The organism is Leifsonia sp. NPDC058230, assembly GCF_042882245.1.
Lineage (GTDB): Bacteria > Actinomycetota > Actinomycetes > Actinomycetales > Microbacteriaceae > Leifsonia.
This window is the reverse complement of sequence record NZ_JBHVWM010000001.1, coordinates 692,580-708,306: the sequence shown is the minus strand read 5'-3', so window position 1 is coordinate 708,306 and position 15,727 is coordinate 692,580. Positions and strand designations below refer to the sequence as shown.

Below are 15,727 nucleotides of genomic sequence, written 5' to 3'. Positions count from 1 at the left end.
AAGATATAGGTGGGTACGTGCGCCGGGGGTGGGGGGGGGTTGGTGACGTGTCGTCGTGTGTGGCTATCGCGGTATTTGTTCGCCATTCCATTGGGGTATGTGTGTGGGGGGGGGGGGGGCGCGCCGGGGGGTCGCGCCCCACCCTCGATGTCAGGTCAGCCGGCCTGGTTCTTGAACTGGGCGCCTGCGTCGTTGAGGCCCTTGTCGACCGGGGTCGAGCCGGTCATGATCGCGCTGTGCGCCGCGGTGAGCGCTGTCGATGCGATGGGGGTCTTCGGCGACGGCGGGTTCTGCGGCGCGATCTTCTGGCTGCCCCACGCGAACTTCGAAAGCGAGTCGGTCGGGACGCCCTCCTGGCTGAAGAAGCTGTTCGTGACCGCGTCCGTCACGAGCGCCGGGGAGATGCCGATCTGGGCGAGCGACTCAGCGGCCTTCTCACTCTCGACGTAGGCGAGGAATTGCTTCGCGGCGGTCAACTTGGCGCCGTCGGCCTTGACGTTGATCGCGAAGCCGGTCGGGTCGCCGAAGGTTACCGGCGTCTTGTCCGTGCCGGCGGTCGACGAGTTGCGCTGGGGCACCGGGGCCATGCCCCACTGGAAGGTGTCGGCGTCGCCGCTCTTCTGCTGAGCGAGGAGCGTTGCCACGTACCACGAGCCCATGAGCTCCATGGCCGCCTGCTGCTTGCCGAACTCGGCCTGGTAGGTCGTCTTGTTGGCCGACGCGGTGGCGAAGGACAGCTGCAGACCCTCGTCCTGCATCTTCAGCGCCTGGTCGTAGTACGACTTCATGTACGAGTAGTCGCCCGAGAGCATGTCGGCCTTCGGCATCTGCGCGGTCGCGAAGCCCTGCACCTGCGAGTTCCAGGTGTGCAGGTAGGCGGGGAGCGCCGAGCTGCCGGCTGACTTGAGGCCGGTCTTCAGCTTCTCGGCTGCGGCGGTGTAGTCGTCCCACGTCCACGAGCCGTCGGGAGCGTCGACGCCCGCGGCCTTGAAGAGATCCTTGTTGTAGAACAGGACGTTGCCGTCGAGGCGGTAGGGGATGGCGTACTGCTTGCCGTCGAACTTGTACGAGCTGGCGCCCTTGACGCCGTCGGTGAGTTTGACGTCGGATACGTCGACCAGCTGGCCGCCCGAGGCGAAGGTCACCATGTCGGTGACCTGCTTGATCGCCAGGACGTCGGGGGCGGTGCCCGCGGCGAGGTCGGCGGTCAGCAACGTCGCGTACTGCGCGGCGTCGTAGTCCTTGAGCTGGACAGTGACGTTGGGGTGCTCCGTGTGGAAACCGTCTGCGAGGACCTGGAACTCCGGCGTCGTCCCGAGGCTCCATCCCGACACCGAGATGGTGACGGGCTTGTTGTCGGACGAGGCCGCGGGTGCCGGCGATGTGCCGCTGCTGCAGGCCGCGAGCGACAGCGTGGCGACGATGGTGACGGCCGCCGCGGCTGCATACTTGCGTTTCATGTGAGTGCTGCTCCTTTGCAATGGTCCCGGTCGTGAGATACCGGGTATGGACTACCGATCCGTGGGGTTTCGGATCGGAAGAGCGCGAGGTCGTGCGCGGTGATCCCACCGTCCGGCCAGGTCACCGCGACCTGGCCGTCCTCGAAGGCGACCGCGGCGTGCTCGGGTGCACCGGCCTTGGCGGCGTCGAGGGTGAGGAGGACGACGGTCCACTCGTCGAGTGCGGCCGCATCCTGTTCGATGACCGGGACGGATGCGGCGGAGCCGAGCGGGCTCGCGTCGCTCCGCTCGACGATTGCCGCCGTTCCTGAGCCGACGATGAGCCGCACGCTGCTCTCGAGTTCGCCTTCGCCTCGCGCGACGGCGACCCGGGCGAGGGATGCGTCGGCGGAGACTGCCACGCCCGTGTCGGAGGCGAGAGGCCATCCGCCGATGCGCAGGGTGCGCGCGCGGGAATCGACGCCGTCGACGTGGACGAGGCGGACCTCCCAAGGACCGCGTACGAGCGACACCGTGAGGATGCGCCCGGCCGGGGTCGTGGCGCCGGTGATGCCGGATCCGTGGTGGATCTGCACCTCCGCCGGATCGATCCAGTGGGCATCGGCGACGGATGCGCCGACCGCGACATCGCCGTCGAGCCGCGCGTCGACGAACTCCATGCCCGCGCGGTGCGATGCGCGGTCGCGGTCGTCCACGAGGACGACCGACTGCTCGAGCGGCTCACGCCAGGCGCGGCCGTCGTGCAACGGCGCGGTCGCCGTGCTGTAGCCGAGGCGGGTGTAGAGGGGCGAATCGCCGACCGAGGAGCCCGGCATCGAGTGATCGGTGCCGTGGTTCACGACGCGGACGATGCCGTCGGCCTGCGTGCCGGAGACGAGCCAGCCCGCCGCTCGGATGACGCGCACGTCGTCGCGCGCTTCAACTGGAAGCGGCTCCGTCGGGGCCGACCACACCGGATGGTCGGCGGGTAGGGAGATGCCGAGCATCCCCTTCGTCGCCCAGTACGGGGATGCAGGGCCGGAGTACGACTGCGCGAGTCGGCGCCAGTCGCGGTGCCAGCCCATCGTGAGGAGGTCCTGGTCATCCGGAGCACCGGCGTGGTCGAAGTGCGCCACGGCGAGGTTTGCGGCATGGCGGAGTCGGCCCGCCGACGTCGACGGCACGTCGGCCAGGACGCCGGCCCAGAACGGAGCGGCGGCCGCGAAGCGGTAGATGAGGCTGCGGCCCTGGATGAGCGGCGATCCGTCTGCACCGATGAGGGCCACGGCGTCCGTGAGATAGCGGTCGAGGGCCGCAACATCTTGGGCCGTACGTCCGCCTGAGAGGTCGGCTGCCCCCTGCATGCGCGACCACAGGATCGGATACAGGTGCAGCGCCCAGCCGGTGTAGTGATCGAAGGAACGCCCGTCGCCGTCTGCGATCCAGCCGTCGGCGCGCACATAGGAGTCGTGCTGGCCCAGGTCGTCGGCGATGTCCTGCGCGGACCACGGACCCCCCACCGAGCGGAGGAAGGTCTCCACGACGACCCGGAACCAGAGCCAGTTGCTGCGGGGGTAGGTGGTGTCGCCGACGATGGCGGAGAAGTACTGGATGACGCGCTCCTGCGTGAGGGCGTCGAGCCGCTCCCAGATCCAGGGACGGGTCATGTCGAGGATCACCGCGAGGGATGCGGCTTCGACCTTTGCCTGCGGGTGCTCCTCGGGGCGCACCCAGCGGTCGGGAGCGTCCGCGTTCACACCCGTGGCGATGCCCTTCGCGTAGAAGTCGATGAGGTCGTCGAGTCCCTCGCCGCGCTCGCCAGCAATGCGGAAGCCCGCGAGGAGGAAGGTGCGCGCGAACCCCTCGAGTCCGTCGACCGCGCGGCCGTAGCCGCCCTCGGCGCCGGGAGGCGTGATGCGTCCGTTGCCCGGAGAGGCCCACCGTTGCGCGCCGGCCAGAAGGCGATCCGCGTGCGCTGTCCACTGCTCGCGGGTCCAGTCCGTGAGGGTGGCGAGGGCAGCTGTGCTCACGGATTCTCCTTCGAATTGGCTGGGGCGGGACCACGGCAACCGTGATCACTTTGGGAGATTAGCAAGCGAAAACGATCAGCGCAACAGGATTATGACGTGTTACGATCATTATCGATCATTGAGCTACGACAGGTGTCACGACACCTCAGAGAGGAGGTCCGCGGTGATCTCATACGCCTCACCGGCACGCGCATTCCGCGGTCCGCTCGCTGATGCCTTCTCGGTGTCCGACCTGTCGGGCCTCCTCGTTCCCTCGGATCGTGCGCTTCCTGTGGCGCCCGCGGAGGACCGCGCCGCTTGGGCGGCCATTGCTGCGGATCATGCCACGGTCGACCGCATCCTCGCCGCCTCGCGAGCGGAGCACGGGACCCCGTGGCCGCAGCCGCTCGCGAGCGACGGAGCCCGCTTTCATCGCGACGGCGACCGGTCCACCTGGGAGGACGCCGCGTTCGAACGGCAGCGGCGACTCAGCCGAGCTGTCGTCACCGCCGCCGTGACGCTCGATGAGACAGCGATCGACGATGTCGCCGACGGCGTCACGCTGCTCTGCGAGCAGAGCTCATGGTGCTGGCCGGCGCACGATGATGCGTTCGCCCGGCACGGATCAATGGTTCCGGTCGCCGACGACCCCTTCATCGATCTCGGCGCCGGCGAGGTCGTCGCGCAGCTCGCCTGGACCGATCATGTGCTGGGCGGTGCGCTCGACGAGCGGTACCCAGGGCTGCGCACACGCATCCGCCACGAAGCGCGCCACCGCGTCTTCGACCCGTTCGTGAACCGTCGCGACTGGTGGTGGGCCGGCCACGAGCGCACGCCCATCAATTGGAACGCGTGGATCCACGCCAACATCCTCGTGGCCGCACTGCGGCTGCTCGACGAGCCCGACGACGCGGAACTGCGCTCGCGCGTCGTCGCGACGGCCGTCGAGGATCTGGACCGCTTCGTGGCGGTGCTCCCGGTCGACGGCGCGATCGACGAGGGCTACGGCTATTGGTGGGAGGGCGCACTGCGGGCCCTGGAGGCGCTCGAACTCCTCGCGTACGCAACGGAGGGAGAGGCGGATGCCTATACCGCCGACATCCCGGCGCTGCGCGCCACCGTCGCCTACCCCCACTCGATGCAACTCGGCGACGACTGGTTCGTCAACGTCGCCGACGGGCGCGCCAAGCCGCCGGCGGGGCTGCCGTGGTCGGCTCTGCACCGTGCCGCGCGCCGCTTCGGCGATGCGGACGCCGAGGCGTTCGCCGCATCCCATCGGATATCCGGCACCCCCGTCGCGACGGAGGAGCAGGGACTCGGCCGGCTGCTGCTCGCCATCACCGACGCGGAATTGGTGGCCGCCGCGGCCGCCGAGCCGCCGCTCCCCGGCGACGTGTGGCTGCCGTCGGTCGAGCTCGCCGTCGTCCGGGAACGGGCGGGCAGTGCCCGGGGATTGACCCTCGCCGCCAAGGGCGGCCACAACGGCGAGTCCCACAATCACAACGACGTCGGCTCGTTCATCGTGGCGGTCGACGGAGTGCCCGTCGTCGTCGATGCCGGGCGCCCGACCTACACCGCGCAGACGTTCGGCCCGCATCGCTACGACATCTGGACGATGCAGAGCTCCTGGCACTCGGTGCCGGAGGTGCGAGGAATCGCACAGTCCCCCGGTGCCGGGTTCGCCGCTGGGGACGTGCGCCGAGAGGACGGCGGGCTGTCCCTCGACCTGGCCGGCGCCTACGACCTCCCGGGCCTGCACGCCTGGCGCCGTAGCATCCGTCTCGAACGCGGACCGGTGGCGCGGGTCGTCGTGGACGATGCGTGGGAGCTCGACCCGTGGACCGGCGGCACGCCGGAACCGGAGACGAGCGTGCGGATGCTGCTCGCCGGAGACGTCCGGCTGGGCCCGGCATCAGCGCACGTCGTCCCCCTCGAAGGCGCGCGGCCAGTGGTCGTGCGCTGGCCAGCCGGGATCGCCGCTCGCACGACGACACGCGACCTCGACGATCCTCTCCTGACCTCCGTCTGGGGTGCGCGACTCACGCGTCTCGAGCTCATCGTCACAGATAGGCGCAGCGTGTCCACGACGGTAGAACTAGAGGTACCGACCCTTGAGGAAGATCGATGATTGACCACGGCTCACACTCCATGCTCGCCCCGGCGCGCCGCGCGCACGTGCTCTCGGAGCTGGACCGTCGCGGCGTCGTACGCAGCTCGCAGCTCATCGAAGAACTCGGCGTCACACCCGTCACCCTGCGCCGAGACCTGGCGCAGATGGAGGCTGAGGGCCTGCTCGTCCGCATCCACGGCGGCGCGATCCCTCCCGTCGTCGACACCGAGGAACCGCCGGCGTCGTCGATCTCGGTCACGGGTCGCAAACTCGCGGTACTCGTACCCGCTCTGAACTACTACTGGCCGGGAATCGTGCGCGGCATGGAGCAGGAGGCGCGCCGACGTGGAGTGGAACTGCTCGTCCGCGCCGCGTCCTACACGCTGCAGGACGAGCGACCGATCCTCGAGCGCTTCGTGACCCAGGAGGGCGTCGACGGGCTGCTCGTCGCACCCAACAGCGACACGCCGCATACGCAGGACGTCATCCAGTGGCTCGCCGACTGCGAGGTGCCCAGCGTGCTCGTCGAACGTGAAGGCGTCGTCCAACCCGGGAACGAACCGGTCGAATCGGTCACCACCGATCACGCGATGGGCGCGATACTCGCAGCCCATCACCTGGCGAGTCTCGGCCACCGGACCGTCGGCCTCGTGATCTCGCGGGATTCGCCTACGTCGCGCAAGATCACCCGAGGCTGGGACGTCGCGTGCGCCGAGCTCGGCCTCACCCCGATGCAGCACTTCGAGTCGTTCCTGCCCGACCGCAGCAGCCCCGAGTTCTCCGCGGCCGTCGACGCGGCCTTGGACACCGCGATCGAGCGCGGCACCACCGCACTGCTGGTGCACCCCGACCCCGAGGCGATGGCGTTCGCCGACCAGGCGGTCGCCCGCGGCCTCTCGGTGCCCGACGACCTGTCGATCATCGCGTACGACGACGAGGTCGCAGCCGTCTTCACGCCCCCGCTGACCGCCGTGCGGCCGCCCCGCGAAGCCCTCGGAGCCGCCGCCGTCGACCTTCTGCTGCGTCGCATCGAGGACCCCGCCCGACCCGTCCACCGCGTGACGATCAGCCCGGCGCTCAAAGTACGCGCCTCGACAGCACCGGTCGGCGGAGCGTGAGCGTGAGCGGCAGCGGCAGCGGCAGCGGCAACAGCTCACCGCATCCGCCCCTGCCGCGCGATTTCGTGGACCCGCTCGACTACTCGCCCTGGAGCTTCTGGACCGAAGCGGACGAATCCGCGCAGGAGCGCCAGCGGGAGGCGCAGCGTCGGCTCAGCGCGCGCCCGGGCCACGAGCTCGGCGAGGGATGCTTCGTCTCCGAACTCGCAGCACTGGACAATGACGAGTTGCGGCTCGGCGATCGGACGTACATCGCCGCGGGGGCTTACCTGACGGGGTCGCTCCGCACAGGTGCCGACTGCAGCATCAACCCGTACACCGTCGTCCGGGGACGGGTCGAGCTCGGCGACGGGGTCCGGATCGGTGCGCACTCGTCGATCCTCGGCTTCAACCACAGCATGAGCGATCCGAACGTCCCCGTGTTCCGGCAGCCGCTCACGACCAAGGGCATCCGGGTCGGCCACGACGTCTGGGTCGGTTCGCACGTCGTGATCCTGGACGGCGTCACGGTCGGCGACCGCTCCGTGCTCGCCGCCGGTGCGGTCGTCACGAAAGACGTGCCTGCAGGTGCCATCGTCGGTGGGAATCCCGCGAAGCACATCCGGTGGCGCGTGCCGCCGGCCGATGCAGCTCCCGGGTCCGAGGATCTGGGCTCGCGCCTCGCCGCGTTCGCGGACCTGGCCCGCGCGCAGGGTGTCGGCATCCTCGACCGTTGCTGGGATGCGGATCGCCGGCTCTTCACCGACCGACCGGGTGCGGCGCCGACCGTGCGTGCACAGGCTGACGCGATCGAGGTCGCCGATCTCCTGCTCGGCATGGCTCCTCCGCAGCTGCCTGCCGACGAGCAGGTCGCGCGACTGCGCGGATGGCAGGATGCCGCGACCGGCCGCGTCCCCCGCATGCTCCCCGATGGCTCGCTCGCCGATCCGGCGAAGCTCGACGACGACTCGGCCTACCACGTGCTCTCCGCCGGCTACGCCCTCGACCTGCTCGGTTCGGGCTTCCCGCATCCGCTCACCCTCGTCACTGAATCCTCAGCTGGCGAGCTCGCCTCGTTCTGCGACGCGCTCCCCTGGGAGACGCAGGCGTGGCGCGCCGGCGCGTGGGCCGACGCGCTCGGCACCGCACTGCTCTGGAGCCGACGGCGCGGCGACACCCAGCCGGCCGGCCTGCGTGAGGCCCTCTTCGGCTGGCTCGTGACCCACGCCGATCCGGCGACCGGGATGTTTGGGCGCATCGCTGCCGACGGCAGCCGCCTGCAGCTCGTCAACGGGTTCTATCGCGCGTCCCGCGGAACATTCGCCCAGTTCGCCGTTCCGCTTCCCTACCCTGAGCGGGTGGTCGACACCGTACTCGCGCACGCTCAGGATGTCCGGTACTTCCGACCGGATCGCCACGACGCCTGCAACATCCTGGACGTCGCGCACCCGCTCTGGCTGACCCGTGGTTCGGGGTACCGCACCGCCGAGGTCGAACAGACGGCCCGACGCCTGCTCGACGCCGCGCTGGAGCGGTGGGTCGCCGGGGAGGGCTTCGGCTTCCGCGCCCGCAGTAATGATGATCCGTCGCTCACCGCATCCATTCCTGGCCTCCAGGGCACCGAGATGTGGCTTGCGACGATCTGGTATCTCGCCGACCTCCTGGGTGTGTCCGAAGCGCTCGGCTACCGCCCGCGCGGCGTGCACCGCCCCGAACCTGCCCCGCTGGTCTGCGAGTAGTTCGGTCTATTCCCGACGTTCTCTTCGTTGACTAGAGGAGACCGAGCTGCAAAAGGATGCCGAGCTCGTTGGTCGACCCCCAGCGGTCGGACATCTTGCCGTCACGGAAGCCGACCACTTGTACATTGCGCACAGTGAACCGCTTTCCCGTCGGAGCGTGACCGAGGAATTCACCCGTGTGCGTGCCCGACAGGTTCATGATCGTGATGAATTTGGTCGGCGTCACGATCGTCTCGATGATCTCGCGATCGATGTCGGTGAAGGCCTTGCCGAACTGCTCCCAGTACCAGGCCATCCCGGTCGGCCCGACGGGTTGGCCGGCTGCCGGATCGTGATCCGTGAAGTCCGAGGTAAAACGCTCCTCTTCGGGCAACGAGGCGTCGCGCATTCGCTGCATCGCATCGATCGTGGCCTGTCCGCCTTCGGCGATTTCGGTTGACATGATCGTCACTCCCTTCGACGCGCCACAAGCTGGCGCTCTCATTCCCAGACAGGCGTTCGGCCTCCCGCATAGCGTGCGCCGAATCCGCCGGCCGGCAGGATCTCCGCGATGGTTTGCAGGTCATCGGGCGTGAGGGCGAGTTCGGCGGCTGCGACGTTCTCCTCGACCCGCTGAGGACTGCGGGTGCCGGGGATCGGCACGATGTGTTCCCCTTGAGCGAGAAGCCAGGCGAGGGCGAGCTGGGACACGGTAGCCCCCTTCGACTGCGCCAGCTCCGTGAGGCGACGCGTCGCCTCGAGATTCTTCTCGAAGTTGCCGGGCTGCCAGCGCGGATCGGCGCGGCGCATGTCGCCTTCCTCATACTGGTCGGCAGGCTTCGCTGTTCCCGTGAGGAAACCGCGGCCGAGCGGCGAATACGGCACGAAGCCGATGGCAAGCTCGGTGAGGGTGGGGAAGAGGCTCTCCACGTCGCGCTCGAACAGCGAGTACTCGGTCTGCAGCACTGATACGGGCTGCACGGCGTGAGCGCGGCGGATCGTCTCCGGTCCGGCTTCGCTCAGTCCGAAGTATTTGACCGTGCCGGCGTCGATGAATTCTTTCACGGTGCCGGCGACATCCTCGATGGGCACCGTGGGGTCGACACGGTGCTGATAGAGCACGTCGATGTGATCCACTCCAAGGTTCTGGAGGCTGTTCTCGACGACCTCGCGAATGTGTTCAGGGCGGCTGTCCTGACCGAAGTCGTGAGTGAAGCCGAACTTCGTGGCGATCACGATCTGGTCCCGGAACCCCTTGACGGCGCGCCCGACGATCTTCTCGTTCTCGCCCCAGCCATACATCTCCGCGGTGTCGAAGAAGGTCACACCGAGATCGTGGGCGCGCTGAATCGCGGCCACGCCTTCTCTCTGGTCACCGGTTCCGTACGCGATCGAGATCCCCATCGCTCCGTAGCCGATGGCGGATGTCTCCAGCCCCTGCCGACCCAGAATGCGCTTCTCCATCGTCAACGATCTTCCATCTTCGTTTCAGCCGTCATAGTCACTTCTTCATGCTACGTCTCGGCAGTGAGCAAGGATCCCGCGAGACTGGCAGGCTACGGGCGGGTGAGGAACGCGAGTTCGACGACCCAGCGGGTCTTGCGTGGCTCCGCGCGAGGATCAGTCAGATAGATCTCGCACCGAGAGGCAAAGGCTTCTCCACCGGGATGCGGCTGCGAGTCCAATTCGAGGGCGTGCTCGCGAACCCAGCGGTGCAAGTAGCGGTTCGCCGCGAGGGACTTAGCCCGGTACGCCAGCACGGCGTAGTTGCCGGCCGGAAGGACCCCCGCCTCGACCCGATCGTCCGTGACGTCAGCCTCACCCGCGACGCCGACCTCGATCTCCATCAGATCAGACATGTTCACCACATGGAGGCGAAGGAAGAAGGGCCCCGTCGGCTCGACACCGTGCTCACCGAGCCAGCCGATCAGTTCCGCGAGCAAGCGGTCTCGATTGGAGAGCATCGTTCTGAAAGGCACGGTCTCACGGATGCCGAGCGTCGCGACAGCCGGGCGGAACTCCAACGCGGGACCACTCACGACGTCCAATTCGCCTGCTCGCACGCCAACATCCTCGCATTCGCTACGAAGATCCGCCTGATCGGCTCCAGAGCATCCCGATCGATGCGAGGTGGATGACCCGGCCGACGGTCACCGCGGCGAGCAGTACCGACATCAGGACGAACAGCCACCCTATATAGGAGAAGGCGATTCCGAGTACGCCGAATTGATCGGCGGACGACGCGAGGACTCTCGGGAGATACACCCGCCCCACCGTCGCGACCGCCGCGAATCCGAGTCCGGCGACGATTGACCCAGGTAAGAGCGCCCGAAGGCTGACGCTGCGGTTGATCACGATCCAGGACGCGAACCACCACAGTACGCACCAGACCGTCGCCTCGATGATGAACTCGAGTACCGACAGTGTCGTCGTGCCACGCACGACGTAGCGGGTGGCGACCACGAGGATGAACCCGATGACGATCGCGACGATCGCGAGGACCCAGCGCCAAGCGAAGCGGATGGCAGCCTTCGGTGTCTTCCAGAGCCGACGGAAGCATCGTTCAAGGGCGCGGGCGAAGGCGGTCGCTGAGATGAGGAGCAGCAACGCGCCGACGAAAGGTGAAAGCGTCACCGCTTCGGCGTGCTGAGGGATCGACTGCTGCACCAGTTCTGCGGTGTGGTCGTCGAGGCTGAGATTCTCGGCGAACATCGCATCGGCCTCGGGGTTCAGGCTCCCTCGCAACCAACCGGCGACGATGAGGATCGGCAGAATCGAGGTGAACGCCTGAGCAGCGAGGGTCATCGCCCGATCGAACAGTTCGAGGTTGCGGATATCACGGAGTGAACGCACCACGAAACGGCCGGCCGCCGATCGCACGCTGGCCCGCATCAGCACACCTCCTCTGGCTTGGGCGGCAGCGACGCTGTGCCCTCGTCCTCGTCCTCGTCCAAGTGTCCCGGTCCGATTGGCAGGCTCGCATCATGTCAAACAGGTGATACGAGGTACCAGCCATCGGTGTGTTCACGCAATCAAGGTGATGACTCGAGCCTGAGGCCCGCCTAGATTGCGGGGTGGGTTAGGGCTCGACGAAAGCGACACTATGACACAGGTTCCTTCTACACTGCCGCCGGGTCAGCGACGCCGGATCATCGTCCGTGGCCTCCTCCGCGCAGCAGCGTCGACTGTGGTGCTGGTCGCCGTCTACTTCCTCGTGCCGCTCGACCGGATCGGCGCTGCTCCGCTGTGGGTCACGCTCGCTATCGCGCTGCTCGTACTACTCGGGGTCACGATCTGGCAGGTGAGCCGCATCGTCCGCTCGGCCCACCCGCGGCTCCGGGCGATCGAGGCGCTCGCCATCACCGCTCCCTTGTATCTGCTCCTGTTCGCGTCCACATACGTCGTGATCGCGGCCAGCGACCCCGACACCTTCACAGCGCATCCGTTGACCCGCCTCGACGCGCTGTACTTCACCATCACGATCTTCGCCACGGTCGGCTTCGGGGACATCTCACCCGCGAGTCAAGGGGCGCGACTCCTCGTCATGATCCAGATGATCCTGAACCTCCTGGTCCTCGGCGCAGGAATCCAGGTATTCGTGGGCGCGGCAAAGCGGGGCCGCTCCGCCGACTGAGAAGGCTCCGGCGACTACGTGACGTTTGGGACGACCGGCAAAGCCAAATCACGTGAACAGCATGATGCCACCACGCGGCCGCCTCCCTAGCGTGAGGACTATGAGTCCAGGATTCCCTCGCGCGACAATCATCCTGGTCGCACTCGCAGCTGCGACCATCACCGCCATCGGCTTCAGCGGCATCCGAGGCATCCTCGCCCCGACCCTGCTGACCCTCGTACTCGTGATCTGCGCGAATCCGGTACGCAGCGGGTTGCTCAAGCGTGGTGTGCCCGGTGGGATCGCCACCGGCTCGGTCATCCTGGTGGTCTTCGGCCTCCTCGCCGGCTTCACCTTCACGATCATCCTCGCCTTCGGGCAGTTCGTCGCGATGTTGCCGACGTACTCGGCGCAGTTCGCCGAGATCGGGGCGAACATCGGCGAATGGCTCAAGAGCATCGGCATCGGGCAGCGCGAGATCCAGAACTTCCTCCACACCATCAACCCGAGCAATGTCGTCGCAGCCATCTCGGAGACGCTCGGCGGCTTCGCCAGCGTCGTCGGCGGGTTGGTGATCGTCCTGACCATGATGATCCTGATGGCGGCCGACGCTGTCTACGCCCGCACCGTGCTCGGCCAGCTCGGCGCCCACGAACCCGACCTCGTCGTCGCCTTGCGGAACTATGCGTCCAACGTTCGGCGGTACATGGTCGTCACCACCGTGCTCGGTGTCGTCCAGGGCGCGCTGAACACCATCGCGTTGGCGATCTTGCAGGTGCCCGCCGCGCTCTTGTGGGGCTTGCTCGCGTTCCTCTGCAGCTTCATCCCGAACATCGGCTACTTCTTCGCCCTCATCCCACCCCTGATCTTCGGCTTCCTCGTCGGCGGCTGGCCGACAGCCATCGCGATCGTCATCATCTACGGAGTCATCAACGCCGTCGTCCAGTCGATCATCCAGCCCCGGGTCGTCGGCCACGCCGTGTCCCTCGGCCAGACCCTGACCTTCTTCTCGGTCCTCTTCTGGGCGATCATCATCGGGCCGATCGGCGCGATCCTCGCCATCCCGCTCACCCTGCTCGCGAAGGCCGTCCTGATCGACGCGAACCCGGATTTGCATTGGTGGCGGCCCGCACTGGGGCCGACTGCTGAAACAGAGAAGCTCGAGAAGGACAACGAGGCCTCGGCCAAGGCCGACCGTCGTCGAACCCACTCCGCGGGCACGGCGCCGCCCAGCTCGAAGCCGCCGGCAGGCTGACCGACCGGGCGACCACCATCGCGGCACCCGTAGCCCGAGCAATCACCGAATCGGCCCGAAGAATGGAAATGCCATGATCACGACAAACCCCGAGACGCGCAAGACCCTCCAAGAGCGCACTCTCAGCGGAAAGCGCGCCCGCGAGGAAACGCCGCCCTCTGCTCACGCCGATTGGGAGCCGGCCGCAGACCGGCCGGATCCGGTTGCCCTCCTGGTCGAGCAGAACCGAACCCGTGAAACCGACTTGGTGCCGGTTCGGCATGGCCGGATGATGCTGTCGCCGTTCACGTTCTACCGTGGCGCTGCCAAGATCATGGCTGCCGACCTGACCGGAACCCCGACCGCCGGTCTGGACGTCCAGCTCTGCGGGGATGCTCACCTGTCCAACTTCGGTGGCTTCGCCTCCCCTGAACGGCAGCTCGTCTTCGATCTCAACGACTTCGACGAGACTCTCCCGGGGCCGTTCGAGTACGACCTCAAGCGCATGGCGGCGAGCTTCACCATTGCGGCTGTCAACAACGGCTTCGACCCGAAAGACAGTCGTGCGGTGACAGTCGAATCGGTGAAGGCCTACCGGGACGCGATGGCAGCGTTCGCCGGGATGCCCACTCTGGACGTCTGGTACGCCCACATGTCCGAGCACGACCTCCAGGAAGCGTTGAAGGCTGTCGACAGCGCATCCGGTGATTCACCCGAGCCGGATAAGAAGAAGCACGGCAAACACGACAAGGGCAAGTCCGACACCGAGAAGTCGGAGCTGAAGTCGGCGATGAAAGCGACGAACAAGGCCCTTGCCAAGGGGCGCGCGCGAGACAGCCTGCAAGCGCTGGCGAAGCTGGTCGAGGTCGTCGATGGACAGGAACGCATCGTCAGCCAGCCGCCGTTGATCGTGCCCCTCCGCGACCTCACTGAGGCCTGGGGACTGTCGGCCGACGGCATCCACGCGCTGGTCGAGGACCAATTCGAGGCATACAAGGCATCCCTGAGCGACGACAGACGCGAGCTCCTCGAACGGTTCGCGATCGTCGACATGGCCCGCAAGGTCGTCGGGGTCGGCAGTGTCGGCACCCGCGCGTTCATCGTGCTGTTGCAAGGCCGCGACACCGGGGACCCGCTGTTTCTCCAAGTCAAGGAAGCCACCCGATCGGTGCTCGAAGACCACCTGCCGAAGTCGCGGTACGCCACATCCGGTCAGCGGGTGGTCGAAGGTCAGAAGCTCACGCAGGCGACCTCCGACATCTTCCTCGGCTGGACCAAGGGGGTGCAGGATGACCGCTACTACTACTGGCGGCAACTGCGCGACATGAAGACGTCGGCCGACGTCGAGTCGATGTCGCCATTCCGGATGACTCTCTACGCCCGGATGTGCGGCTGGACTCTCGCCCGCGCTCACGCCCGATCCGGCGATCCCGTTGCCATCGCGGAGAGCATCGGCACCGACGCTGACCTCGACCAGGCGATCGCCACATTCTCTGCACGCTACGCCGAGCAGAACAGTCGCGACTACCAGGCGTTCGTCAGCGCGGTGAAGAGCGGGAAGATCGAGGCCGAGCGGGCTATCTGATCCGACCTCATGCCGGCATGCCGTCGTGGTGGATCCCGTCATACTCGTGGTGCGGAATCCCGAGGGCGGACACGTTGATCGCCCAGTCGGCCCCGTACGCCTCGAAACCGGCGATCACAGGTGGCGGGAACGTCGGATCGATGAAGGTACCAACCGCGGCGCCGACCATGTCCGGAGCCACGTCGAGCTCCCAGTACACGGTCGAGCCGCACCGGGGGCAGAAATGATAAGTCGCACCGCCGCTGTCGCAGGAGAGGAAGGCGCTCGGTTTCCCGCTGTCACTGGGGAACCTCCACGCCGTCGATTCGCCTTCGATCGTCACGTACTCCTTGGGGAGGCGTGCTTGGACGCTGAAGACGCTGCCCGTGCGCCGTTGGCATTCGTAGCACTGACAGAGACTGATGCGCGCCGGATCGGGCCCGTCGTAAGTGAGGCTGAGCTGTCCGCAGTTGCATGAGGACGTACGAGTGGGCATTTCATGACTCCTTCGACGAGTGGTTGGCTACGCCATTTCACGTCCGTGTGCGGTGATCGCGTAGATGACGAGGATGTCGATCCCGATGACGATGATGGACCACCACGGCTGCGCCGGTACCAGGAACAGTTGCCCAAGGGCGCTGAGGCACACGAGGATGATCGCGACGACACGCGACCACGTAGCGCCTCTGAACAGGGCTATGCCAGTCAGTACCAGCAGCACCCCGATGATGATGTTCCACCATCCCCACCCGGTGATGTCGAACAGGAACAGTCCGCCTCGCGTGGCGACGTAGTACGTGTTCGACCCGATCAGCGCGACGACCGCTTGAACAATGTTGATGGCGCCGTTCAGGATGAGGATGATGGCGGCGAAGCCGATCCAGCCGACCCATCCCGTTGATTGCTTGACAGTGCTCATGATCCGTTCCCTTTTCTCTGTGGA

Annotated in this window: 14 protein-coding genes; 6 read left to right on the top strand and 8 right to left on the bottom strand. The window is 67.1% G+C overall.

From position 1 onward, the window contains the following. Nucleotides 1-155: 155 nt before the first annotated feature. Nucleotides 156-1,460, bottom strand: coding sequence for an ABC transporter substrate-binding protein (locus ACFVV0_RS03570; RefSeq protein WP_387058311.1), 1,305 nt, complete (start codon nucleotides 1,458-1,460; stop codon nucleotides 156-158). Beyond that, on the bottom strand, nucleotides 1,457-3,469 hold the full coding sequence (locus ACFVV0_RS03565) for a DUF2264 domain-containing protein (RefSeq protein ID WP_387058308.1): 2,013 nt from the start codon (nucleotides 3,467-3,469) through the stop codon (nucleotides 1,457-1,459). Before ACFVV0_RS03565 ends, ACFVV0_RS03570 begins: the two co-directional genes overlap by 4 nt. Before the next feature lie 163 nt (nucleotides 3,470-3,632). Between ACFVV0_RS03565 and ACFVV0_RS03560 the strand changes: the two genes are divergently transcribed. From ACFVV0_RS03560 to ACFVV0_RS03550, 3 genes are read left to right on the top strand one after another with little or no spacing between them, the layout of a single operon-like run. Then, entirely contained in the window at nucleotides 3,633-5,576 is a 1,944-nt protein-coding gene (locus ACFVV0_RS03560; RefSeq protein ID WP_387058305.1) for a heparinase II/III family protein, read from the top strand. After that, nucleotides 5,573-6,676, top strand: coding sequence for a substrate-binding domain-containing protein (locus tag ACFVV0_RS03555; RefSeq protein WP_387058302.1), 1,104 nt, complete (start codon nucleotides 5,573-5,575; stop codon nucleotides 6,674-6,676). Before ACFVV0_RS03560 ends, ACFVV0_RS03555 begins: the two co-directional genes overlap by 4 nt. A 2-nt stretch (nucleotides 6,677-6,678) precedes the next feature. Continuing rightward, the gene (locus ACFVV0_RS03550) at nucleotides 6,679-8,394 is read left to right on the top strand and encodes an acyltransferase (protein WP_387058299.1); all 1,716 of its coding nucleotides are present in this window, start codon (nucleotides 6,679-6,681) and stop codon (nucleotides 8,392-8,394) included. A 31-nt stretch (nucleotides 8,395-8,425) separates the two neighbouring features. Here the strand turns inward: ACFVV0_RS03550 and ACFVV0_RS03545 are convergent, their stop codons facing one another. The 4 genes from ACFVV0_RS03545 to ACFVV0_RS03530 all read right to left on the bottom strand — a co-directional run bounded on the left by ACFVV0_RS03545 (nucleotide 8,426) and on the right by ACFVV0_RS03530 (nucleotide 11,265). Further along, the gene (locus ACFVV0_RS03545; RefSeq protein ID WP_387058296.1) at nucleotides 8,426-8,836 is read right to left on the bottom strand and encodes an ester cyclase; all 411 of its coding nucleotides are present in this window, start codon (nucleotides 8,834-8,836) and stop codon (nucleotides 8,426-8,428) included. A gap of 38 nt (nucleotides 8,837-8,874) precedes the next feature. Further along, nucleotides 8,875-9,837, bottom strand: coding sequence for an aldo/keto reductase (locus ACFVV0_RS03540; RefSeq protein WP_387058293.1), 963 nt, complete (start codon nucleotides 9,835-9,837; stop codon nucleotides 8,875-8,877). Nucleotides 9,838-9,929: 92 nt separating this feature from the next. Next, nucleotides 9,930-10,436 (bottom strand): hypothetical protein, encoded by a 507-nt coding sequence (locus ACFVV0_RS03535; protein ID WP_387058290.1) that lies wholly within the window; start codon nucleotides 10,434-10,436, stop codon nucleotides 9,930-9,932. A gap of 19 nt (nucleotides 10,437-10,455) precedes the next feature. Continuing rightward, the gene (locus ACFVV0_RS03530) at nucleotides 10,456-11,265 is read right to left on the bottom strand and encodes a YhjD/YihY/BrkB family envelope integrity protein (RefSeq protein ID WP_387058288.1); all 810 of its coding nucleotides are present in this window, start codon (nucleotides 11,263-11,265) and stop codon (nucleotides 10,456-10,458) included. Nucleotides 11,266-11,476: 211 nt separating this feature from the next. Here ACFVV0_RS03530 and ACFVV0_RS03525 point away from each other — a divergent pair, with 211 nt between their 5' ends. From ACFVV0_RS03525 to ACFVV0_RS03515, 3 genes are all read left to right on the top strand, one after another. Further along, a complete protein-coding gene (locus ACFVV0_RS03525) occupies nucleotides 11,477-12,007 on the top strand; it encodes a potassium channel family protein (protein ID WP_387058285.1) in 531 nt (176 codons plus the stop codon). Nucleotides 12,008-12,107: 100 nt separating this feature from the next. Next, the gene (locus ACFVV0_RS03520; RefSeq protein WP_387058281.1) at nucleotides 12,108-13,241 is read left to right on the top strand and encodes an AI-2E family transporter; all 1,134 of its coding nucleotides are present in this window, start codon (nucleotides 12,108-12,110) and stop codon (nucleotides 13,239-13,241) included. Nucleotides 13,242-13,314: 73 nt separating this feature from the next. Next, entirely contained in the window at nucleotides 13,315-14,805 is a 1,491-nt protein-coding gene (locus tag ACFVV0_RS03515) for a DUF2252 domain-containing protein (protein WP_387058279.1), read from the top strand. 7 nt (nucleotides 14,806-14,812) lie between these two features. Here the strand turns inward: ACFVV0_RS03515 and ACFVV0_RS03510 are convergent, their stop codons facing one another. Both ACFVV0_RS03510 and ACFVV0_RS03505 read right to left on the bottom strand, forming a co-directional pair. Continuing rightward, nucleotides 14,813-15,280, bottom strand: a complete 468-nt coding sequence (locus tag ACFVV0_RS03510; RefSeq protein ID WP_387058276.1) for a GFA family protein — start codon at nucleotides 15,278-15,280, stop codon at nucleotides 14,813-14,815. Nucleotides 15,281-15,307: 27 nt separating this feature from the next. Further along, the gene (locus ACFVV0_RS03505; RefSeq protein ID WP_387058273.1) at nucleotides 15,308-15,703 is read right to left on the bottom strand and encodes a hypothetical protein; all 396 of its coding nucleotides are present in this window, start codon (nucleotides 15,701-15,703) and stop codon (nucleotides 15,308-15,310) included. Nucleotides 15,704-15,727: the final 24 nt, after the last annotated feature.

Bases quoted from the DNA above. Each gene is read 5' to 3' on its own strand.
- ACFVV0_RS03570 (WP_387058311.1), bottom strand. From the start codon at position 1,460: ATGAAACGCAAGTATGCAGCCGCGGCGGCCGTCACCATCGTCGCCACG.
- ACFVV0_RS03555 (WP_387058302.1), top strand. From the start codon at position 5,573: ATGATTGACCACGGCTCACACTCCATGCTCGCCCCGGCGCGCCGCGCG.
- ACFVV0_RS03545 (WP_387058296.1), bottom strand. From the start codon at position 8,836: ATGTCAACCGAAATCGCCGAAGGCGGACAGGCCACGATCGATGCGATG.
- ACFVV0_RS03540 (WP_387058293.1), bottom strand. From the start codon at position 9,837: ATGGAGAAGCGCATTCTGGGTCGGCAGGGGCTGGAGACATCCGCCATC.
- ACFVV0_RS03530 (WP_387058288.1), bottom strand. From the start codon at position 11,265: ATGCGGGCCAGCGTGCGATCGGCGGCCGGCCGTTTCGTGGTGCGTTCA.
- ACFVV0_RS03525 (WP_387058285.1), top strand. From the start codon at position 11,477: ATGACACAGGTTCCTTCTACACTGCCGCCGGGTCAGCGACGCCGGATC.
- ACFVV0_RS03520 (WP_387058281.1), top strand. From the start codon at position 12,108: ATGAGTCCAGGATTCCCTCGCGCGACAATCATCCTGGTCGCACTCGCA.
- ACFVV0_RS03515 (WP_387058279.1), top strand. From the start codon at position 13,315: ATGATCACGACAAACCCCGAGACGCGCAAGACCCTCCAAGAGCGCACT.
- ACFVV0_RS03510 (WP_387058276.1), bottom strand. From the start codon at position 15,280: ATGCCCACTCGTACGTCCTCATGCAACTGCGGACAGCTCAGCCTCACT.
- ACFVV0_RS03505 (WP_387058273.1), bottom strand. From the start codon at position 15,703: ATGAGCACTGTCAAGCAATCAACGGGATGGGTCGGCTGGATCGGCTTC.